This is a genomic window from Solirubrum puertoriconensis (assembly GCF_001483135.1).
Taxonomy (GTDB): domain Bacteria; phylum Bacteroidota; class Bacteroidia; order Cytophagales; family Hymenobacteraceae; genus Solirubrum; species Solirubrum puertoriconensis.
In genome coordinates this window covers 1,264,595-1,285,827 of the sequence record NZ_LNAL01000006.1, presented here as the reverse complement: position 1 = coordinate 1,285,827, position 21,233 = coordinate 1,264,595, and the positions used below count along the sequence as shown (strand labels likewise).

The window sequence follows — 21,233 nt, the reverse complement described above, 5'->3', positions numbered from 1 at the left end:
TTCGGCTTTGCCAAACAGCAAAAAGGCCCGGATGCCAATCCGGGCCTTTTTGCTGTTCGAAAGAATTCTCAGTGCTAGTACGGCCTAGCCTCGTGGGCTTGGGCTTCGGCTTCGGCAACGGCTTGCTTTTGCTGGACTTCGTTATACTGGTTGCCGCCCTTGTTTTGCTTGTTCTTAGCCGCTGTTTTCAGGCCATCGGCCAAGCGGTTACCCCAATCTGGGTCGCAGTTGGTGCAGAGCTCGATCATCTTGTCTTGGATGACCTTGTTGGCATCAGCTAACGCACCCACCATGTTGTTGATGAGGTCGTCGCGTTCCCAGTCTTCGTGGAGGCGATACCGCTCGCCGGCTTGCTTGAAGTTGTTTTGCCGGTCGATGGTTTGCTTCATCACGCGGCCGGTGTACTGCGGCATGTGGTCGGGGGCGCTGCGCGGCGCTTCCTTCAGGCCGTTCAGGCTGCTGGGCTCGTAGTTGATGTGGTTGTTCTGGCCCGGCGCGGTATCCACGTGGTAGGCCATTTGGCCGTCGCGCTGGTTGGTGGCCACGTGCTTTTTGGGCGCGTTGATGGGCAGTTGCAGGTAGTTGGTACCCACGCGGTAGCGCTGGGTATCGGAGTAAGAAAACGTACGCCCCTGCAGCATTTTGTCGTCAGAGAAATCGAGGCCATCAACCAGCACGCCGGTACCAAAGGCCGACTGCTCCACCTCGGCAAAGTAGTTCTCGGGGTTGCGGTTGAGCGTCATCTTGCCCACCGGCAGCCACGGAAACTGGTCTTGCGGCCAAAGCTTGGTGTCGTCGAGCGGGTCGAAGTCGAGCTCAGGATGCTCGTCATCCGACATGATCTGCACCAGCAACTCCCACTGCGGGTAGTCGCCGCGCTCAATGGCTTCGTAAAGGTCTTGGGTGGCGTGGTTGAAGTTTTTGGCCTGAATGGCCTCGGCTTCGGCAGCTGTTAGGTTTTTAATGCCTTGTAACGGCTCCCAGTGGTATTTCACCAGTACGGCTTCGCCTTTGGCATTCACCCATTTGTAGGTATTCACGCCCGAACCCTGCATTTGGCGGTAGTTGGCCGGAATACCCCAAGGCGAGAAAAGGAACGAAACCATGTGCATGGCCTCCGGCGTGTTGCAGATAAAGTCAAAGATCCGCTCGCCGCTTTGGCGGTTGGTCACGGGGTCGGGCTTCTGGGAGTGAATGAGGTCGGGGAATTTCATCGCATCGCGGATGAAGAACACCTTCAGGTTGTTGCCTACAAGGTCCCAATTGCCGTCCTCGGTGTAAAACTTCACGGCAAAGCCGCGCGGGTCGCGCAGGGTTTCGGGCGAGTGGCCGCCGTGGCCTACCGTGGAGAAGCGCACGAACACCGGCGTTTGCTTGCCGGGCGTGTTGAACAGCTTGGCGCGGGTGTATTTCTCAATCGGTTCGTCGCCTACTTTGCCGTAAGCTTCAAATACGCCGTGGGCCCCAGCACCACGGGCGTGTACCACGCGTTCCGGAATCCGCTCCCGGTCGAAGTGGCTGATTTTTTCGATGAAGGCGTAGTTCTCCAGCGTGGCCGGCCCGCGGTTACCTAGGGTCCGGATATTTTGGTTGTTGGAAAGCGGGTGGCCCTGACGCGTGGTAAGGGTTTGCGCATCTTCACCGGCGGCGGTTCGCTGATCCTGCGAGGTGCCCGTGCCAGTAACCGCAGTACCCGTCCCGTCGATAGGGTTGTGTCCGTTGCCAGAGTACTGACCATTATGGCCGTTGTGGCCCGGGTCCTGAGGATTTTGGGAATTGGGAGTCATAGGCGAACTGGTTGTGGATTGTATAGTGGTATACCAACAAGCAGTGCTTTGGTTTTCCTTTCGGAGAATAATTCTCCGAAAGGCGCCTTACAGCCCCCTGCCGGTACCAACGGCTATGCTACTGAAGCCAGTCAATATTCACAAGCCCAACCATTTGTATGCTACACCCTGGCCCGGGTAGCTACTGCCGCCACGCACAACCCCATAAATGCTATCAGGGTGAAGGAAATGCGCAAGCTAGTGGCACCCGCGATGAGGCCAATTACTGGCGGGCCGATCAGAAAACCCAAAAAGCCAATGGTAGAAACGGCTGCCAATGCCATTCCCGCAGGCATTACGGTGCTTTTGCCAGCCGCGCTAAACACTAGCGGCACCACCGACGAGGTGCCAAACCCCACCAGCATAAAGCCTAGCAAAGCCGTGGGCAATGCCGGCAGCAACACGGCCGTGAGCAGACCAAAAGCCGTGAGCAAACCACTCAGCTGAATGACGCGCTTCGCTCCGAGCTTGCTCGTCAGCCAATCGGCGCCAAACCTACCTAGGGCCATAGTGCACATAAAGGCAGTGTAGCCCGCTCCTACCCAACCCTTATCGGCCTGCACTACTTTTTTAAAGTAAACACCGCTCCAATCGAACATGGCGCCTTCGCAGATAAGCGCGCAAAAGGCAATGGCGCCCAAGCCGAGGAGCGTACGGTCGGGCAGCACAAACAGGGGCTGGTCGGCGGCATCGTCTTCGGGCGAGTGTGGCAACAAGGAGCTATAGGTCAGCACCACACCCGTCAGGATAAGGGCCAGAATAAGTAGAAAGTGGTACTCGGGCATTATGCCTAATCCATTCATGGCGGTGCCAATAGCAGCCCCGGTAAAGCCAGCCAAGCTCCACATACCATGAAACGATGCCATGATGGAACGGCCGTAGAGCGCCTCCACACCTACTGCCTGGGTATTGATGGAGATGTTCATGAGGTTGCTGGCAAAGCCAAACACGACAAGGCAGCTGATAAGCTGCCAGGGCGCTTGGGCCCAACCTAGGCTCACGAGCGTGATGCTGTAGAGCACTGCTCCGGCAATACCTGTGCGGCGGCTGCCGTACTTATGAATCAGCCAGCCCGAAAAAGGCAATGAAGGCAGCTGGCCTATTGGCAACGACAACAAAATCAACCCCAGCATGGCATCCGAGAAACCCATGCGCTGCTGTATGGTAGGAATGCGCGAAGCCCAGCTGGCAAAAATCAGTCCTTGCAAAAAAAACCAAGCGGCAACGGCAAGCCGGTGCGTGCGCGGGGTTGCTTGCCCCGCTATAGCTACTGTACTCATAAAATAACCCGACGTAAGTGCGTGCAAAAAGGCGCCTGCACTGCGGCAAGGCGGGCGCACCAAATTCAACGTTGGGGCAAAAATACGGCTACGTGCATAAAGCGTTTGGTAATGAACCAGTTGCAAACGTTTGCAGGTGAAAGTTTTTTTATGATGACCCGAAGACGACCATTAACCCCTATTTACTCTGGGCCTTAGCCAAGCATAGTCCGATTTCGGCACCTAGGCAAAGCGCACAAAAAAGAAAGAGGCCGGTTGGCCTCCTTCCCTAGGTTCGTTGTCCGTTTATATCTCGGTTAGGGCTCGAACACCACCCGCATGCAGTCGTTGGTTTTGTGTTTGAACATGTCATAGCCCTCGGGGCCCCGCTCCAGGGGCCAGCGGTGCGTCAGGAGGTACGAGGGGTCGACGGAGCCGCCCTGCACATACTCGAGCAGCCGCGGAATGTATTTCTGAGCGTGCATTTGGCCCATCCGGAACGTAAGGCCTTTGTTCATGGCCGCACCCATCGGGAACTTGTCGATGAAGCCGCCGTACACGCCTACTATGCTCAGGGTACCACCCTTGCGGCAGGCCATGATGGCTTGCCGAAGCACGGCCGGCCGGTCGGTTTCAATTTTCAGCTGCTGCTTTACCAGGTCGTAGTAGTGTTCCATGCCGGGCGTGTGCGCCTCCATCCCTACGGCATCGATGCAGCGGTCGGGGCCGCGGCCACCGGTCATTTCCTTCAGCGCCTCCAGCACATCCACTTCCTCGTAGTTCAAAACTTCGGCCCGCGCATACTTGCGTGCCATGGCCAAGCGCTCCGGAAAACGGTCGATGGCAATGACGCGCGATGCGCCGAGCAGATAAGCCGAGTGCATGGCCATTTGGCCTACGCCGCCGGCGCCCCACACGGCCACGATGTCGCCGGGCTCGATGCCGCACATATCGGCCGCCATAAAGCCCGTCGGGAAAGCATCGGAGCAGAACACAGCGCTTTCGTCGGGCACGCCCTCGGGAATAATAAAGGAGCCGGTTTCGGCAAAAGGCACCCGGATGTACTCGGCGTGCGAACCAGAATAACCCCCAAACGCCTGCGAATACCCAAAAATGCCGGCTCCTGGGTACCCTAGAGCCTTCTCGGCTATGGCCGCATGGGCGTTGCCGTTGTCGCACAACGAGAAATGGCCGTGGTCGCAAAACCAGCAGCCACCGCACGAGATAACGGAGCCTACTACCACCCGGTCGCCGCGCTTCATGCGCTTGAGGGCAGGCCCTACCTCCACTACCTCGCCCATAAACTCGTGGCCTATTACGTCGCCCTCTTGCATGGTGGGCACGTAGCCATCGAGCAAGTGCAAATCGGAGCCGCACACCGACGAAAGCCGCACCCGCACGATAGCATCGTGGGGGTTCAGGATTTTGGGGTCCGGGATGCGTTCGACGCTTAGTTTATTGGTGCCTACCCAACACAGTGCTTTCATAACCTCGGATGCGCTTACAAGGATTAAACAACCAGTACACCACAGCTAAATCTTGTCGTGGCCGCGCCCCGACGACTGTCCGGCCACGGTAGGTATTTCGCCCGCTTCGAGCAGCATTTTAAACCGGCGCATATCGCTGCGCACCAGCTCGGCCAGCGCGGGGTTAAGCAGCTTTGCCACCCCTTGCCCCAGCGAGCCTGCGGGCGCTCGGTAGTGCATAATGGCTTGCAGCTCGGTGCCTTTGCCGCCTTCAGCCTCCCTAAAGCGCACTTCGCCCGATTGATCGATCTGCGAGCCCGGCAGCGAGCGGTAGGCCAGCAAGCGGTTGGGCTCGTCGGTTGTTATTTCTGCTTCCCAATCGATGGTGCCCAGGCCGCCGGGTATGCGCCCCTGCCAGTGCGAGCGGCGCTCATCAAGCTGGCGTACGCTCTCGAGGTGTTCCATAAAGCGCGGCAGGTTTTCGAGCCGCCGCCAAAATCCATACACTTGCTCGATGGGCCGGTAAATGGTAAACGTTTCCTTGATTTCGATGGGCTCGGGCTGCTCGTGCGCCGAGTCGCGCCCGAACACGTCGTTCATGGGGCAATACCCCGATGCACCCCGAAATACCAGCGTGGCACCTAGGGCAGCCAAGGCCGCTCCGCCCACCTTCGATTTGCTCTTGATACCGGCATAGGCCAAGACCGCTCCGGCCGCAGTCGATAGCACGCGCTCGGCCGAGCCAACATTAACGTGGGAAGTACCCGTGGCGGGCGTGCGCGGCATCGTGCGCGGGCCCCGACGCGTACGCGAAGTTGCAGTAGCAGCCATAAGCAAAGTGGTTTGGTTGAGGCTATTGCCTTACGACCACCACCCACCCAAGTTATGTCGAGCTGAGGGCACGCAGCCAAATGAAGGCCACCGCAAACACGGTTGCCAGCCCTAGGTACCAAAGCCAAATAATGGAACCTCCCACATGCCTTGCCAGTAGAACCACTAAAGCTCCTTTCATTCACGTAATCAGCACGTTGCCATGATACGCTCGACGCTGCACACCCACTGGTGGATACTGGCCCTGCGTGGGCTTCTGGCCGTTATGTTTGGCATGGCCACTTTTCTGCTACCGGCTTTTTCGTTGGTTATCCTGATAACCTTGTTCGCCGGCTACTGCCTGTTCGACGGCATCCTTACGCTGTGGTCGGCGGCACGCATTCATCGCGACGAATCGCGCTGGTGGAGCTTGGTGGTAGAAGGAGCCATCAGCATTCTGGCAGGCGTGGCGGCTATGGTATGGCCCGGGCTAACGTCATTGGTGCTGCTCTACCTGATTGCTTTTTGGGCCATTGCTACCGGCGTATTCGAGATTATCACGGCTATACGCCTGCGGCGCGAGCTTACCGGCGAGTGGGTAATGGTGCTCGGCGGTTTGCTCTCGGTTTTATTAGGTGTGTTTCTGATAGTTCAGCCACGTACCGGAGCACTGCTCGTAACGTGGTGGATTAGCGCGTACGCCTTTGGGTTCGGGATTGTACTGGCTGTTTTGGCTTGGCGCCTGCGCAAACAGCAAACACCCCCAAGGAATTGGCCGGGCACAGCCGGGCCTGCCATGGGCTGATGCGGGCCTAGGTTAGCAGTTAATGGCCGCGGGCTAGCAAGGCAATACCACCCACAATCAGTACCATACCCAGTATCTGCGGCATGCTGAGGGTTTCGCGCGCTATTACAATGCCCATGGCAGCCGTAAGCAGTACCGAGCCTCCCACAATTACGGGCGTACCTACCGACGAAGAAACGCCACGGCTGAAAACCACAAACGTGAGGATTTCGGCCAAGCCCACTCCTATGCCGGCCAAGGCGGCCAAGCCCAAACCTTTGGGAGTTGCAACCAATGGCAGGCCTTGCAGCTTAAGCTTCAGTAGCCACACGGCACCTAGGGCCGCAGCTACCAACTGCAGCACCACGGCTCCAACGGCAGCCTGCACGTGGTCGGAGGCCAGCTTTATAAAAAAGTTGTAGAGGGCCAGCGAAAAAGCCGTGAGCAGCGCGAGTACGAGCCAGTGCATAGTTGAGCTTAATGAAGCCGCTCGAGCAATTCTTGCTGCACCTGCACCCAGCCTTCGGCCGCTTCGCCCTGCTTAGCCCAGTGCGCTTGCAAATCGGAGCGGCGCATTACGGCCTCTACGGCCTGTTGGGCTAACTCGCGCAGATCTTCGCTTTCGCCGGGGTTCATCTTCACAATCACGGGTATCACATCGGCCGGGAAGTCGCGCGTGGGCTTACCCAATATGGCAGCCACAATTTCGGCGGCGGCTAAGGCCTCGCTGGCTTCTGCAGCTTCGATGCGTTCATCATCCTCGGCTTCGGCTACCGTAGCCAAGGCAGCCAGCAGCATAGCCTCGTTAGGCTGATTACGGAAGTCGCCGGCGAAATCGGCGGCCGTGTCGTTGTCGAAGTTGCGGTGTCCCCAAGTGGCCATGTGGTGTGCTTAAATTTGCTACAGAATGTTTCTCTTTGCTTTGTTACTTATAACTAATAATTCCGCTTAAATGGATGCATTTCTAATGTTAGAAGGTATCGCAGTAACCTTTGGATTCGCAGTTCGAACCATATATGACACTATCAACACCCGAGCCTTTCAGTATGATAGTATTCCTGCTCAGGCTACACTAGTAAAATGGCGTTTGCAGAAGCGTGGAGAGTCTCCATATAGAACTAAGTATGAGTTGATGCCCTTACTACGCTTTACAACCGAGTACGGCGAAGTGATAGAAGGGTATACAGAAAGTGAAATGAGTTCCATATTCAACCGACCTGGCAAACGGGTTGATGTGATGTACTCACCCTCCAATCCTTATGATTTTATCATCTACGATCCGCACCCCATTCTTACTGCAATTAAGAAGGCAGCCGTATTTTGCCTAGTGTTTGGGATTATAGTTCTGGCCGAACATTTAGGGATACTGCAACAAGTATTAGGTGCAGAATGACGCATTTTTCGATGAATAGGTCTGCTTACTATTTCTAGATAAAGAGTTGGGGGATTGTTGCTGCGCACAGCAACAATCCCCCAATAGCATATTACTTAAACTTCTCTTTCAGAATTTCCAGCTCAATAGCAGGCGCAATCTTCTCGTAAAGCACGTGGTAAGCCGCCGCCGTGATGGGCATGTTCACGCGCAGGTCTTTGTTCACTTCGTAAATGCTCTTCACGGCGTAGTAGCCCTCGGCCACCATGTTCATCTCCATCTGCGCCGATTTCACGGAATAGCCGCGGCCTACCATGTTGCCGAATGTGCGGTTGCGCGAGAACTGCGAGTAAGCCGTTACGAGCAAGTCGCCTAGGTAAGCCGAAGCCGACAGGTCGCGGGGTTGTGGATTAAGGGCGTACAAGAAGCGGCGGATTTCCTGTACGGCGTTCGATACCAGTACGGCCTGAAAGTTGTCGCCGTAGCCAAGGCCGTGGGCAATGCCGCAGGTAAGCGCAATGATGTTCTTCATCACGGCGCAGTACTCAATGCCGTCGAGGTCGGCGGCCGCGTGGGCTTTCACGTAGCGGTTGCGCAGCAGCTGGCTGAAGTCTTCGGCCAGGGCCAAATCGGGTGAACCGATGGTGAGGTAGCTTTGCTTTTCGAGGGCTACTTCCTCGGCGTGGCACGGGCCGGCCACAACGCCCAGCTTCTCGCGCACCACCTTAAACCGCTCGCACACGTAGTCGGTAACCAGCTCGTTGCGGCCCGGAATCATACCCTTAATGGCCGATATAACGCGCTTGTTTTTAAAGGCGTCACGATCGAGCTTATCAAGTGCTTCTTTAACAAATGCAGCGGGCACTGCCAGCACCACCCAGTCAGCTTCCTTCACCACTTCTTCAATGTCGCTCGAGGGGAAAACCCGCGTGAGGTCGAAGGCTACCGACGACAGGTAGCGCGGGTTGTGGCGCGTGGTGCGCAGGTGTTGCACGTCATCTTTATGACGCACCCACCAGCCTACGCGGGCACCGTTTTCGGAGAGGATTTTGGTGAGTGCGGTGGCCCAGGAGCCGCCGCCAATCATGGCTATTTTTTCCACGGGAAAAGCAGGGGAGAATGCAGGAAAACAAACCCGCTACAGTTAGTGAGCGGGTGCAGGTGGTAGGTACCTAGGGCAAAGTAAGCACAGCCGCCTAAACTCGACAACCGGCAACGAATGGCCGATTTTAGGTAAAAAAAGCGAGAGGCCGGGACGATTAGCTCGTGCCCGGCCTCGGCCATGGGTTTGCAACTACCTAGGGTTTACTCCTCGTTGCCGCCGCCTTCTTCCTTCAACGCCGCGTGGTTCAGCGACTTGGCATCTTTTACTACCACCAGCGAACCATCTTTCAACGTTTTCGAAACGGCGCGGAACGGGCCGCTCACAACTTCGTCGCCGGGCTTCACCCCCGATAGAATTTCGATGTGGTCAAAATCACTGATGCCGGTTTTAACAGGTGTGATAACTGCCTTGCCGCCGCGCACCACAAATACAACCTCCTCAATGTCGCCTTTGGGTTTGTCGGCTTCGTTGTCGCTGCTGCCGCCGCGGCCGCGGCCCACCCGAATACCACTGCCCTCTTGCTTCTTGTCGGCCTCCTTCACCAAGGCGCTATCCGAGCGGGTAGTTACGGCAGCCAGCGGCACAGCCAGCGTGTTGCTCTTGCGGTTGGTAATAATGTCGACCGAGGCCGTCATGCCCGGGCGGAACGGCACCACCGTGCGGCCACCCACATTGCGCACCAGTTGGCGGTACGACTCGGGCAGCAAGCGCACCCGTACTTCAAATTCGGTTACGGCTTCGGCCGTAATGGCATCCTTGGCCGTGTTGGCAATGCTGGTAACGATGCCCCGGAATTTCTCGCCGCGGCTGGCGTAAGCATCCACCTCTACTACGGCCGAGTCGCCCAAGTCCACGTTGCTCACGTCGTTCTCGTTCACGTTCACGCGCACCTCCATCGAGTTAAGGTTGGCAATGCGCATGATTTCGGTACCGGCCATTTGCGAGGTACCTACAACCCGCTCGCCGCGCTCCACGTTCAGCTTGCTAACGGTGCCGCTAACGGGGGCATAGATGGTGGTCTTGTTCAGGTTTTTGCGCGCTTCTTCGAGCGAGGCTTGGGCTGAGCGTACCGAGCTTTGAGCCGCCCGAATGCTCTGCCGCGCCGAGTTAATTTCTTCCTGCGAGGCATCGTAAGCCGCTTTGGCCTGCTCATATTCGGCCTGCGAAATAACTTTTTGCTTGTATAACGAAGCGCTGCGGCGGTAGCTCAGCTCGGTTTGGCGGGCGTTGGCTTGCAGTTGCTGCAGGCGGGCTTGCGCCTGGCCTACGTTGGCCTGCTGCGTGCCCACCAAAGCCGACTGCTGGTTTACCATGGCCGTGTAGTTATCGGGCCGAATGCGCAGCAGCAGTTGGCCCTTGCGCACGGAGTCGCCTTCCTGTACGTACAGCTCGGTAATCTCGCCTGATACGTCGGCCGAAATCTTAACCTCGGTTTCGGGCTGCACCTTGCCCGAGGCACTTACTTTCTCAACAATGTTGGCCGGCGCGGCTTTGGCCGTCAGCACCTCGGTACCGGCGGGTTTACCAATCCAGCCTTGTTTTTTGGCAATCATACCTCCTCCTACGACCGCTACCAAGAGGCCCAGAAGGATGAACAACATGCGGTTGTTTTTCATGAATAAATGATCAATTAGCAATGATCAGCAGGCAATTATCTGCCAAAAAAAAGCAAAGCACAACGCCTAGGTACCTCAACCGTTGGCAGGCCGGGGCACCTAGGCGTTGTGCATAGCAGGTAAAACAGGGCTAACCACTAAAGCGTCAGAGGCTTGCCTTGGTAGAAATCAAGCACCTTGCGGCGGAAAATGAATTCGTATTTGGCTTGAATCATGCCTGACTCGGCAGCCGTGAGATTGTTTTTGGCGATGTTGAAGTCGGTGCCGTTCATCAGCCCGTTGTTGAAGCGAATTTCGGCGTTGCGGTAGGCCGTAGCCAGCGCTTCTACCTGGCGCTTGTTGGCCGCGTAGCGCCGCTGGGCAGCCAGGGCGTCGGCGTAGGCTTGCTGAATGGTTTGGCGCAGCTGCAAGCGGGTTTGCGCTGCCCGCAGCTCAGCTTGCTTCACGCCGATAACCGAACGCTGCACGTTGGTGCGGGCCTGCCAGCCGTTAAGAATAGGAATGTTTAGGTTGAAGCTGAGCTGCTTACCGAGGTTGTTCTTCACCTGCGAGCCAAAGCCCTCGGATAGCGTTTCGAACCTGGGCTGCAGGATACCGGCAAACTGGTTGGGTATCTGTATTGGCCCCGCGGGCGTGAGCTGGTAGATAAAGCCAGCTGGCACAATGGTTGAGTCGCCGGTAAGCTTACGGGCAATACGCGCCGAAGAATAACCCGAGAAGATGCTGGCGCCAAACGTGAGGCGTGGGTAATAAGCACCCCTCGATACCTCTTCGCTGCGCTGGGCGCTGCGCACGCGCAAATCGGCGGCTCTTACCTGTGGTTGGGTACTTTGGGCCGTTTCGAAGGTAGCAGCCAAGTCGCCGTCGAGCACCGGCTGGTCGTCGGGGTCGGGCAGGTTGGGCACCACCACTGCAAAGTCGTTTGCGCGCGCTGCCTCCAGGTTGAGGGCCTGTACCAGCTGCAAGCGGGCTAGGTCGCGCTGGTTTTGGGCGGTTACCAGGTTTAGCTCGTCGGTAGCCAATTGGGCACGAGCATCGGCCAGGTTGCTTTCGGGCACCGAGCCAGCGCGCAGCAGCTTTTGCGTACGCTCAATTTGCTGCTGGGCCGAGTTAATACGCAACTGATTGCTACGCACCAGCTCCTCGCCGAGCAGCAACTGCAGGTAGGCCGAAGCCACCGTCAACGACAAGTCGTTGCGGGCCTGTTCGATGTCGAGCAACGAAGCCTCGTAATCCAGCGTGTTGCGCTTGATGGAGTTGCGTACCTGAAAGCCCGAAAAGATATTCAGCTGCCCCGTAGCCGAAAAGTTATTGGCGCGGGTGGTCTGGTTCTGAAACTGAAAGGTAAGCGGGTCGACGTTGGTACCGTAGTTCCAGCTCTGCGAGGCCGAAGCATTGGCCGTAGGCAATTGACTCAGCCGGCTTTGCCGCAACGTAGCCTCCGAAAGCTCGGCCTGCAGTTGGCTCTGGCGCACTTGCAGGTTGTTCTGCACGGCATAATCAACGGCTTGTTGCAGCGTCCAGGGGCCGGTGGGTGCGGCCTGCGGCACGGCAGCGGCTGGCGGTGCAGCCGGGCGGTTTTGCGCCCAGGTGGGCGTGCTCAGCCCCAACCCGGCCAGTAGCAGGGCACCGGCAGCGAGGCGGCCACAGCTATACCAAGGAGTAACAGAGGGATTCATAGTTTGCGGCGAATGGCGGTTAGCGAATGGATAGGGCACAAACGGCCCTGGCGTAAGCTGAAGCGGATAAAAGAAGCTACTCGATGGCCGGGATGTAGCGCACCTGATGCACCCACCGCAAATGCCGCAGGTACTCCAAGGCCACATCCGATAAGGCCGAGTCGATTTCGATGAACTGACGGGCAACTTGGTTTTTGCCCTTGCGGCTCACGTTCATGGTGGCAATATTGCAGTCGTCGTGAGCAATTACATCGGCAATAAAGGCGATGGAGCCCTTCACGTCGTCGGCATCGATGATAAGCGTGTGCAACCCGGCCGAGAAATCGCACGGAAAGCCGTCGACTTCCACAATGCGAATCACACCCCCTCCCCGGCTTTGCCCAATCACATCAACCTCGCTGCCGGTGCGCTCGTCGCGCAGCTGCAGGCGAATGGTGTTGGGGTGCATGGTAGACGCGTTGCCGATGCCCTGAAAAGTGTACTGCAGGTTGGCCGCTTTGGCGTGCTCAAAGGCTTCGCGAATGCGCTTATCGTCGGTCGGGAAGTCGAGCAGGCCCGCAATAATGGCGCGGTCGGAGCCGTGGCCTTCGTAAGTGCGGGCAAACGAGTTATAGAAAGTGATGGTGGCGTGCGTAGGCAAGGAGCCCAGCACGCGAATGGCCGCGCGAGCAATGCGCACCACGCCGGCCGTGTGCGAAGAACTGGGACCGATCATAACGGGCCCAATCATGTCAAAAATCGAAGATTTCTCAGCCATAATGTGGGCTAAAGGTACTGCCCCGGTGCACAAAACCAACCTGGGCAAAGCACCTAGGGCGGCACTGCCCTAGGTGCTTTGGCTACCTAGATGCAGCACCAGAGCGAAACGTTGCCTGAGCTTAGCCAATTTGTTGGCTTTTTCGTTCTTTGTGAACCCACCCACCCTTCCCTACCTACATACCCCGCCACCCAGCTTACATGCCCTTAGAAGAAGAATTTTCGCCCGCAGTACTCACCCAATTGCGGCGTTTGCAGGAAAAGTACACCGCCGACGGCCAGGACTTGGCCGCGTACCTAGAGGGGCTGTACCACGCCGACTACGTTAACTACTGGGACTACATCGAGCTCGATACGCTGCTCTCGCTGCAGCGGCCGCTCACCAACTTTCCCGACGAGCAGATCTTCATCATCTACCACCAGATTACGGAGCTCTACTTTAAGCTATGCCTGTGTGAGTACGAGCAAATCGGCGACCTGCAAAACCCGACCCTCGGCGAACTGGTGCTGCGCCTAGGCCGCATCAACCGCTACTTCGAGAACCTCATCGATTCGTTTGATGTGATGGTTGACGGCATGGACCGCCAGCAGTTCCTGCAGTTCCGCATGTCGTTGATGCCGGCTTCGGGCTTTCAGTCGGTGCAGTACCGCTACATCGAAATAGCCTCGACAGCGCTCAACAACCTGCTCGATAAGGAAAAGCGCCGCCTGCTGGGCGAAGCCGCTGCTCACGACGAGCTAATGGGCTGTATTTACTGGAAAGCCGGTGCCACCCTCGAAGAAAGCGGCGCCAAAACCCTCACGCTGCTGCAGTTCGAGCAGAAGTACCACGACAAGCTCTCGGAGCACGCCGCGCGTTTCCGCGACCGGAACGTGTGGGCCGTGGTGCAGCGCCTACCCGAAGAAGACCGGCGCCACCCGCGCCTGGTGCGCCAGCTCAAGCAACTCGATGTAAACGTGAACATCAACTGGCCGCTGATGCACTACAAATCGGCGGTGCGCTACCTCGAGCGCCAAGCCGGCGACGCAATACCCGCCACGGGCGGCACCAACTGGCGTAAGTACCTGCCACCTAAGTTTCAGAAGCGCATTTTTTATCCGCAACTGTGGTCGGAGCACGAGTTTGAGAACTGGGGCAAAAGCTGGGTTGAGAAAGTGCTGGAAGAAATGAGCGTAGAAACCCCGAAATAAAGTACCAACGACCCAACCTGCTTCGTTATATTTGGCGGGTTGGGTCGATTGTTTTAGGCACCTGCTAATCTCGTGGCTATGAAGCGTCTGGGTTATCCTTTGCTATTTGCAAGCATTGCGCTGCTGAGTGCGCCCGCAATGGGCCAAGCCAAAGAGGGCATCAACACGCTTCCTAGGTACGGTGGCATTGTAAAAAGCAAGGCCCTGCGCCAGCTCGATCAGGAGTTTATTGCCTCGGCCCTGCGCCAGTACCACAACGACCGCCGCGCGGCCTCGGAGAGCTGCGTGGCCCAGGGCTGGAGCTACTTCTACGACAACAACTTCTCCACCTCGGTTAAGCGCTTCAACCAAGCCTGGTTGCTCGACTCCACGAACTGCAACGTGTACTACGGATTTAGCGCCTGCCTGAGCGAGAAAGGCGATGCTGCCGGTGCCCACCGCTACTTTATGATGGCTCAGCGCCTCGACTCACGCAACCAAGGCGCCAATAAGTACTACGACCGTTTGTCGTTGTACTACAAAGCCAAAAAACAGGCACCCCGCAACGCCTAGTCACATTTTCAGGAATACATCAGCCGGGCGGCGAAGCTTCCACAGCTTCGCCGCCCGGCTTTTTAGTGGCTTGCCACAGCTGAGCCGGTAAGCAAATAGCAACGCCCTGCAAGGGCCGCAGCCCACATTTACATGCGATTGGGAGGAGCTTATGACTCGGGTAGCTTTGTGCCATTCGCTGGCTGGGCACTCGCAGCCAGTATCCCCTGCCCCCTATTCGCTATGAAAACTTCTCTCCTAGCCCCCGTACTGCGGGCTGCCCTGTTTGCCTCGGTATTAGTAGGCGCCACCAGTTGCGAAAAGCAACCCGTCAGTAAAAAGCCAGACCCCAACAACCCCATTGAAAGCATCCCAATTACAACCGACGTATTCGGGGTAGTGCTCGATGAGCAAGACCAGCCGCTGCAAGGAGCCATTGTAGAGGTAAGTGGGAACACCGTTACAACCGGGCCGGCAGGCACATTTGCCTTCCGCGAGGCCGTGGTATCGTCGGACCGGTGCGTAGTGCACGTGCGCAAAGCCGGCTACTTCGAGGCGGCTGTGGGGGTGGTTCCGAATGATAAAAGCACCGGCGTGCGCGTAATGCTCACCGAAATGGGCCAGCCGCTCACGCTGGCTTCGGCCGCTGCTGGAGGCACCTTGCAACTGCCCGGCGGCGCCAGCATTGAGCTGCCTGCCAATGGCCTCAATACCAGCAGTGGCAGCTACAGTGGTGCTGTAAATGCCTACGTGCGGTATATATCACCCGAAAGCCGCCGACTGGCCCAACTTATGCCGGGCAACGACTTTCAGGCCGAAAACACCGCTGGCGAACGGGTAACGCTTACCACGTTTGGCGCCATGCAGGTAGAACTGTATGCCACCAGCGGCCAAGCATTGCAGGTTGCCAACGGCAAAACTGCCACCCTTCACTTCCCCATTGTGGCAAGCCAAAGCAGCGCTGCCGGCAGCACCATCCCGCTGTGGCACTTCGATACGGAGACTGGCTTGTGGGAAGAAGAAGGCGCGGCTACCCGCAGCGGCTCGGAGTATGTGGGCTCAGTGAAACACTTCTCGGCTTGGAACGCCGACCAAGCCGACCGCACAGCTTTCGTAAAGTTCAGCGTGAAGTCATCCGGCCTTGCCGACTTTGGCGGCGAGGTAATGTGGCCCCTGATCCGGGTGCGGCGCTTAGGGCAAGTACTGATGCCCGCAGCCGGCCGCCAAATGGTAGTGCCGGTACCAGTCGGCAACTATAGCGGTGGCCCCGACGACGTGTGGGCCGACCCAGCCGACAACGGCGGAGTTGGCAGCCTGAACCGGCTAAGCCTAGGCAACCTCACCGCTGGCCAAACCCTCGACCTAGGCCAGCTACAAATGCCCGAAGGCGGCTTGCTACACGCCGAAGTAACCGGCTGCAATAGCTCCAAGCCCAACGGTGTAGCCACGCTGGCTTTCGATAATGGCGGCGTGTACGTAGCCAACGTAAGCAACGGCAGCCTCCGCACCTGGTGCCTGCCCGGCCAAGCGGCTACTCTTACGATTACTGCCGACGGTGCGCCATCCGTTACCCGGCGTATTACTACGCCCAGCGGCAACCGCACCCTCGAGCTCGGCTCCTTTAACACTTGCGGCAACACGCAGGCAGGCGTTACCATGGCTTTTACCATTGATGGCGACGGGCACAACAACGAGCGCGTAGAGCTACGCGACGAGCCGCAGTACTACGACACGCCGCAAGCCTTCTTCGAGCCAAACTTCCCTACCGGGGCCGTAACTACGCTGCTGATGGGCCGCTCTACCCGCCAAGGCTACGTAACCAGCACACTCAACGTAGCAGCGCAGCCCGGCCTAGGTACTTTCCCGATCAAGATGGGCTCGGTTGCCTTCAACCTGAACAGCGGCAGCTCGCCGGCTATTTACTACGAGGTAGCTAACCCCGCCGATGCAACCGTAACGTTCAGCCGCTACGATGCAGTGGGCGGCCGCATTCAGGGCACCTTCTCGGGCCGATTCTACAAACGTATTGGCACGGGGCCGCGGAGCACCACTGTGTCGGTGCAGGTTACCAACGGCACTTTCGATATGGTGCGCACCGCCAACAAATAAGTGCTCCGAGCAGCCTAGATACCACCGGCGGGCGATTCGCGAGAGAGCGAGTCGCCCGCCTTTTTTTAGGTTTTAATAGCTCACAAAAGGCATTTTGCCGACAAACGCATTGTCCTCAACCTGTTGCAGGATGAAGGCGGCCAAATCGGCGCGGCCAACTTTGGTGCTGGCATTTACGCCCACCCAGCCTACGCGGTACTGCCCGCGCCGGGGTTCGTCGGTAAGCCTAGGTCCGCGCACGATAATCCAGTCGAGGCCGCTGGCTTGCAGTAGCTCGGCGTGCCGGATGGCGTCGTTCAGCACCTTGGGCACCACCAGTTTCATAATGCCGCGAATGAGGTAATCGGGCAGCTTGGGTTTGTCTTGTTGATAGGGCAAGCCCCCACCCGAAAGGCTGATGATTTTACGCACGCCCTGCTGCTGCATGGCCTGCACAATGTTGCGGGTGCCGTCGGTTTGCAGCCATTCGGGCGAGCCTTTTACGTGGCCAAACAAGCTCACCACCACATCGGAGCCAGCCACGGTGCGCTCCACATCGGTAGCGTTCAGCACATCACCGGTTATTACCTCGAGGTTGGCGTGCTGCAAGGGCAGTTTTGCGGGGTCGCGCACGAGTGCTTTCAGGCGGTATCCAGCGGCTAGGGCTTGTTCAAGAAACTGTCGGCCGGTTTTGCCGGAGGCGCCAAATAGAGCTATGGTCTTCATGGTGTTTGATGAGGTTGCTGATTACAACAGCAACGCTAACGACCTAGGGGGTACCTACTGTTTAGTAAGCAGGCCGGGCTTCGAATGGTTAGCCAAGCTTTACCGGCGCCACAGAATACTTGCACTGGCACGCAATACCATTCGGAACACCCGCCTTACTTTTGCTGTCTGAACCCTTACCGGCCTGAAGGCCTAACTCCCTTCCGCCGCCTTTCATGCAGAAACGCGAAGTTGAAATTGTGTTGTCGCCCGCCGAGGCGTACGACGAACTTGCCCGCTACCGGGCCCTCCTTGAAGCCGCAGGCCTGAAGCCCGGCGAAGCCGATTTTGTACACCTGCTGCGCCGCTCCATCGATGCCCGCGGCCGCAATGTGGGCGTCCGCCTCCGGGCCGATGTGTACCAAACGCCACCGCCCCGCGAGCTATTTGGCCCTTGGGTGCAATACCAGAACGTGGCGCACAGCACCAAACGCGTGGTAGTGGTAGGCGCTGGGCCAGCTGGCCTGTTTGCGGCTTTGCGCTGCATCGAGTTAGGCCTGAAGCCAATTGTGCTGGAGCGCGGCAAGGATGTGCGCACCCGCCGCCGCGACCTGGCAGCCCTCAACAAAGAGCACGTCGTGAATCCCGATTCGAACTACTGTTTCGGCGAAGGCGGCGCGGGCACTTATTCCGACGGCAAGCTCTACACCCGCTCCAAAAAGCGTGGCGACGTGCAGCGCATTCTGCGCCTGCTGGTGCAGCACGGCGCCACGCCCGAAATTTTAGTGGATGCGCACCCGCACATCGGCACCAACAAGTTGCCCTACGTGGTGCAGGCTCTGCGCCAAACCGTGCTCGACCACGGCGGCGAAGTACGCTTCGAAACGCGCGTTGATGATCTTATCCTGCAGCAGAACCGCATCCGGGGCGTTGTAACCCATGCTGGCGAAGAAATCATCGGCGACGCCGTGATTCTGGCTACTGGCCACTCGGCCCGCGACATTTACGAACTGCTGCTGCGCCGCCAGGTGCGTATCGAGGCCAAGCCTTTTGCCCTAGGTGTGCGCGTGGAGCACCCACAGGTCCTCATCGACCAGGCGCAGTACCACCGCGCCGACCGCGGCCAGCTGCCAGCGGCTTCCTACTCGTTGGTGCAACAAACCGATGGCCCCGGCGGCCAGCGCGGTGTGTTTTCGTTTTGCATGTGCCCGGGCGGCTTTATCGTACCGGCAGCCACGGCCCAGGGCGAAGTGGTGGTAAATGGCATGAGCCCCAGCCGCCGCGATTCGCGCTTTGCCAACTCGGGCATTGTGGTGGCCATCGAGCCCGAAGACATGAACCTGAAGCGCTACGGCGTGATGGCCGGGCTACGCTTTCAGCAGGAAATTGAACAACGGGCTTGCCAGCTCGCCGGAAACACCCAGTTGGCACCTGCGCAACTCTTAGGCGACTTTGTGCAGAAGCGAACTTCGCGCACCTTGCTCGAAACCTCTTACCAGCCCGGCTTGGTATCGGTGCCGATGGATGAAGTACTCGGTGCGGTGCTAGCCGACCGTCTGAGGCAGGGCTTTCGGGCGTTTGGCCGGAAAATACCGGGTTACACCACCAACGACGCCCAAATTGTAGGCGTTGAAAGCCGGACCTCGGCACCGGTGCGCATCCCTAGGTTGCCTGAAACGCTGGAGCACCCCGAGGTGCGCGGGCTGTTTCCGTGCGGCGAGGGTGCTGGTTTTGCGGGCGGCATTGTGTCGGCAGCCATGGATGGGGAGCGGTGCGCGGAGGCGGTGCTGGCTACGTTGTAGGCTCGGGCCGATAAAAGTTGTTGTATGCCTCGTCGGCAGTGCCCACTGGTGCGTTAAGCAACCAAAACCGCTTCCTTACTCCGAAATGCAGTGCGGCACGACCCGCTTGCTCAACATTGCGTAGAATAACACCGGTACCATTTCCTCTTTCGAAATGCCTAGCAAGAAAACCGTTGTAATCGGCGCCTCGGACAATCCTTCGCGTTATTCATACCAAGCCGTAAACCGCCTCAAAAGCTATGGCCACGAAGTCGTGCCCGTAGGCATTCGTAAAGGCCAGGTAGGCGGCCTCGACATTCACACCGACAAGCCCGAGCTTGATGGAGTTGATACCGTTACGCTGTACGTCGGCCCCCAAAACCAACCCGCCTGGCAAGATTACATTCTGGGCCTGAAGCCCAAGCGCATCATCTTCAACCCTGGCACTGAAAATTACGAGCTGGAGAAGAAAGCGCAGGCCCAAGGCATCCAAACACTCGAAGCCTGCACCTTGGTCATGCTTTCGGTAGGAAACTACTAAGCGCAACCGCATCTGAGAAGCCCCGGCAACCTGCAGGTTGCCGGGGCTTCTTGTTTTCACCTAGGAAGTCAGTTACGCATCAAACACTTTTTCTTATTGATGCACAGCCGATTAACCCGAACAAATATTTCGCTTGCAACTTTTTTCTATACCTCAGGCAACGGCCGTTGCCTGCCTTCCATCTTACCACCAAACGACAACGCTACTGCCCTACTACTACCTTTCTGAGCTGTGAACGAAGTTGAACTCATAAGTGCTTGTCGGCAAGGCAGCGTCCGGGCGCAGAAGCTTCTCTACGAGAAGTTTGCCGGACTAATGCTGACGGTGTGCTTGCGTTACCTGCGCCAGCGTGCCGATGCCGAAGAAGCCATGCTTACCGGCTTCGTGAAGGTGTTCAAAGCCTTGGATCAGTACCGGCACGAAGGTTCGTTTGAAGGTTGGATACGCCGCATCATGGTGAACGAGGCCCTAGGTCAGCTCCGCCGCAAGGAGCCCCTGCACCTGGCCATCGACGACATGGTAACCGACGTACCGGCTACCGCTGCCACTGCCGACAGCGACATGGCCGCCGCCGACCTGATGCAACTGCTCAATGAACTGCCTGCTGGCTACCGCACGGTGTTCAACCTGTACGCCATCGAGGGCTACACCCACCCCGAAATTGCCGAGCTGATGGGCATTTCGGAGGGCACCAGCAAATCGCAGCTAAGCAAGGCGCGGGCAATGCTGCAGCGCCGCCTCGGAGCCGCCTCGGCTTCGTCATCCACCTCCTCACCGAAAGAATATTATGCGACCGGAAGATATTGATAAGCTGTTCCGCGATAAGCTAGAGCAGCACGCTACGCCGCCCCCAGCCAACTTGTGGTACGATTTGCAGGAGCAGCTCGAGCCGCAAGAAGAAAAACGCCGCGGCGGCTTCTGGATGTACGCTGTAGCGGCGGCCATTACCCTACTGCTTGTGGCTGGCGGTGGCTTCCTGATGTGGCGCAACGGCGGCCTGCCGCAACAAGGCAGCTCGGCCAGCGCTCCGCTGGCCTCAAACACGGTTACTCCTGCCCCAAATACGATTACCCAAACGCCTGCTGCGCCCGCCCCGGTTGGCCCTGGTACCGAAACCAGCCTAGGCACGGCATCGCAAGCACCGGCTGTGGCCGCCAACACCGAAGCATCCGGAGCTTCGGCCGAAACGACTGCACCCGCTGCCTCCGAGCCGCAAGCAAAACAGCGCACCGCCCGTGCCAACAACCAAATGCTGGCCAGCACCCGCCGCGCAACTGCGCCCCAGCGGCAAGCTGCCACTCAGGATTGGAAGCACGCTGAACCTGCCGAAACCCAAGCCGTTGCCGCCATTCCAACCCCGGCACCGGCGCCCGCACTCACTACACAATCCTTAACGCCGGCAAGCAGCAGCCCGGCAGTAGCAGCTGCCAACGCCCCCGTTACGGGACCCATTGAAGTTGAAGTGCGCCAACAGGCTACTACCCTGGCAGTGGCAGCTGCCGAAACTGCTCCTCGTGGCCGGACGCGGCCCACGGTATTCGGAGTAATTAAGCAGGTCAGCAAAATCGCCCGCGGCGAAAAGCCCGACCTAACCGAAGTAGGCCTGCCCGCCAACCCTGCCCTCACGCTGCAAGCCCACGTGGGCAACCGCACCCTCACCAAAACTATTGCGCTGTAAGCCTCGCCACGCCGGCGACTTTCGCCCCTCCTCTTCTCCCCAGAC

The 21,233-nt window shown here is 58.2% G+C and carries 20 protein-coding genes; 9 read left to right on the top strand and 11 right to left on the bottom strand.

The window, feature by feature from the left end; translation table 11 throughout:
- Window positions 1-74 precede the first annotated feature (74 nt).
- The 4 genes from ASU33_RS10340 to ASU33_RS10325 form a co-directional block, all read right to left on the bottom strand.
- Window positions 75-1,787: a catalase gene (locus ASU33_RS10340; RefSeq protein WP_078063032.1), complete on the bottom strand. Its 1,713-nt coding sequence runs from the start codon at window positions 1,785-1,787 to the stop codon at window positions 75-77.
- 161 nt (window positions 1,788-1,948) lie between these two features.
- Window positions 1,949-3,106, bottom strand: a complete 1,158-nt coding sequence (locus ASU33_RS10335) for an MFS transporter (RefSeq protein ID WP_059070706.1) — start codon at window positions 3,104-3,106, stop codon at window positions 1,949-1,951.
- A gap of 296 nt (window positions 3,107-3,402) precedes the next feature.
- The gene (locus ASU33_RS10330; protein ID WP_059070705.1) at window positions 3,403-4,572 is read right to left on the bottom strand and encodes a zinc-dependent alcohol dehydrogenase; all 1,170 of its coding nucleotides are present in this window, start codon (window positions 4,570-4,572) and stop codon (window positions 3,403-3,405) included.
- Window positions 4,573-4,617: 45 nt separating this feature from the next.
- Complete coding sequence (locus ASU33_RS10325) at window positions 4,618-5,382, bottom strand: YgaP-like transmembrane domain (RefSeq protein WP_059070704.1); 765 nt, start codon at window positions 5,380-5,382, stop codon at window positions 4,618-4,620.
- Between the two features lie 202 nt (window positions 5,383-5,584).
- Here ASU33_RS10325 and ASU33_RS10320 point away from each other — a divergent pair, with 202 nt between their 5' ends.
- On the top strand, window positions 5,585-6,166 hold the full coding sequence (locus ASU33_RS10320; RefSeq protein WP_059070703.1) for an HdeD family acid-resistance protein: 582 nt from the start codon (window positions 5,585-5,587) through the stop codon (window positions 6,164-6,166).
- A 19-nt stretch (window positions 6,167-6,185) separates the two neighbouring features.
- On the opposite strand, the gene ASU33_RS10315 is transcribed toward ASU33_RS10320, so the two are convergent.
- Entirely contained in the window at window positions 6,186-6,614 is a 429-nt protein-coding gene (locus ASU33_RS10315; RefSeq protein ID WP_059070702.1) for an EamA family transporter, read from the bottom strand.
- An 8-nt stretch (window positions 6,615-6,622) separates the two neighbouring features.
- Window positions 6,623-7,027: a DUF4259 domain-containing protein gene (locus ASU33_RS10310; protein ID WP_059070701.1), complete on the bottom strand. Its 405-nt coding sequence runs from the start codon at window positions 7,025-7,027 to the stop codon at window positions 6,623-6,625.
- 70 nt (window positions 7,028-7,097) lie between these two features.
- Here ASU33_RS10310 and ASU33_RS10305 point away from each other — a divergent pair, with 70 nt between their 5' ends.
- Window positions 7,098-7,538: a DUF3592 domain-containing protein gene (locus tag ASU33_RS10305; RefSeq protein WP_059070700.1), complete on the top strand. Its 441-nt coding sequence runs from the start codon at window positions 7,098-7,100 to the stop codon at window positions 7,536-7,538.
- Window positions 7,539-7,629: 91 nt separating this feature from the next.
- Here the strand turns inward: ASU33_RS10305 and ASU33_RS10300 are convergent, their stop codons facing one another.
- The 4 genes from ASU33_RS10300 to sdaAB form a co-directional block, all read right to left on the bottom strand.
- Window positions 7,630-8,619, bottom strand: a complete 990-nt coding sequence (locus tag ASU33_RS10300; protein WP_286130473.1) for an NAD(P)H-dependent glycerol-3-phosphate dehydrogenase — start codon at window positions 8,617-8,619, stop codon at window positions 7,630-7,632.
- A 203-nt stretch (window positions 8,620-8,822) separates the two neighbouring features.
- The gene (locus ASU33_RS10295; RefSeq protein WP_059070698.1) at window positions 8,823-10,238 is read right to left on the bottom strand and encodes an efflux RND transporter periplasmic adaptor subunit; all 1,416 of its coding nucleotides are present in this window, start codon (window positions 10,236-10,238) and stop codon (window positions 8,823-8,825) included.
- A gap of 137 nt (window positions 10,239-10,375) precedes the next feature.
- Window positions 10,376-11,917, bottom strand: a complete 1,542-nt coding sequence (locus tag ASU33_RS10290; protein ID WP_160328175.1) for a TolC family protein — start codon at window positions 11,915-11,917, stop codon at window positions 10,376-10,378.
- Window positions 11,918-11,993: 76 nt separating this feature from the next.
- Complete coding sequence (gene sdaAB / locus ASU33_RS10285) at window positions 11,994-12,674, bottom strand: L-serine ammonia-lyase, iron-sulfur-dependent subunit beta (protein ID WP_059070696.1); 681 nt, start codon at window positions 12,672-12,674, stop codon at window positions 11,994-11,996.
- A gap of 200 nt (window positions 12,675-12,874) precedes the next feature.
- Here sdaAB and ASU33_RS10280 point away from each other — a divergent pair, with 200 nt between their 5' ends.
- From ASU33_RS10280 to ASU33_RS10270, 3 genes are all read left to right on the top strand, one after another.
- Entirely contained in the window at window positions 12,875-13,864 is a 990-nt protein-coding gene (locus ASU33_RS10280; RefSeq protein WP_059070695.1) for a tryptophan 2,3-dioxygenase family protein, read from the top strand.
- A 78-nt stretch (window positions 13,865-13,942) separates the two neighbouring features.
- Window positions 13,943-14,416: a hypothetical protein gene (locus ASU33_RS10275; protein ID WP_149867144.1), complete on the top strand. Its 474-nt coding sequence runs from the start codon at window positions 13,943-13,945 to the stop codon at window positions 14,414-14,416.
- Window positions 14,417-14,638: 222 nt separating this feature from the next.
- A complete protein-coding gene (locus ASU33_RS10270) occupies window positions 14,639-16,504 on the top strand; it encodes a carboxypeptidase-like regulatory domain-containing protein (RefSeq protein WP_059070693.1) in 1,866 nt (621 codons plus the stop codon).
- Between the two features lie 72 nt (window positions 16,505-16,576).
- Here ASU33_RS10270 and ASU33_RS10265 read toward each other — a convergent pair whose 3' ends face one another.
- Entirely contained in the window at window positions 16,577-17,209 is a 633-nt protein-coding gene (locus ASU33_RS10265; RefSeq protein ID WP_059070692.1) for an NAD(P)-dependent oxidoreductase, read from the bottom strand.
- A gap of 215 nt (window positions 17,210-17,424) precedes the next feature.
- On the opposite strand from ASU33_RS10265, the gene ASU33_RS10255 reads away from it, so the two are divergent.
- From ASU33_RS10255 to ASU33_RS10240, 4 genes are all read left to right on the top strand, one after another.
- Window positions 17,425-18,990: an NAD(P)/FAD-dependent oxidoreductase gene (locus ASU33_RS10255; protein ID WP_059070690.1), complete on the top strand. Its 1,566-nt coding sequence runs from the start codon at window positions 17,425-17,427 to the stop codon at window positions 18,988-18,990.
- A 154-nt stretch (window positions 18,991-19,144) separates the two neighbouring features.
- Window positions 19,145-19,510, top strand: a complete 366-nt coding sequence (locus tag ASU33_RS10250; protein WP_059070689.1) for a CoA-binding protein — start codon at window positions 19,145-19,147, stop codon at window positions 19,508-19,510.
- A gap of 231 nt (window positions 19,511-19,741) precedes the next feature.
- Window positions 19,742-20,317 carry an RNA polymerase sigma factor gene (locus ASU33_RS10245; RefSeq protein ID WP_059070688.1) on the top strand — a complete coding sequence of 192 codons (576 nt, stop codon included), beginning with the start codon at window positions 19,742-19,744 and terminating at the stop codon, window positions 20,315-20,317.
- Window positions 20,298-21,188, top strand: a complete 891-nt coding sequence (locus ASU33_RS10240) for a hypothetical protein (RefSeq protein ID WP_059070687.1) — start codon at window positions 20,298-20,300, stop codon at window positions 21,186-21,188. The genes ASU33_RS10245 and ASU33_RS10240 overlap by 20 nt, the downstream gene beginning before the upstream one ends.
- The last annotated feature ends 45 nt before the right edge of the window (window positions 21,189-21,233 follow it).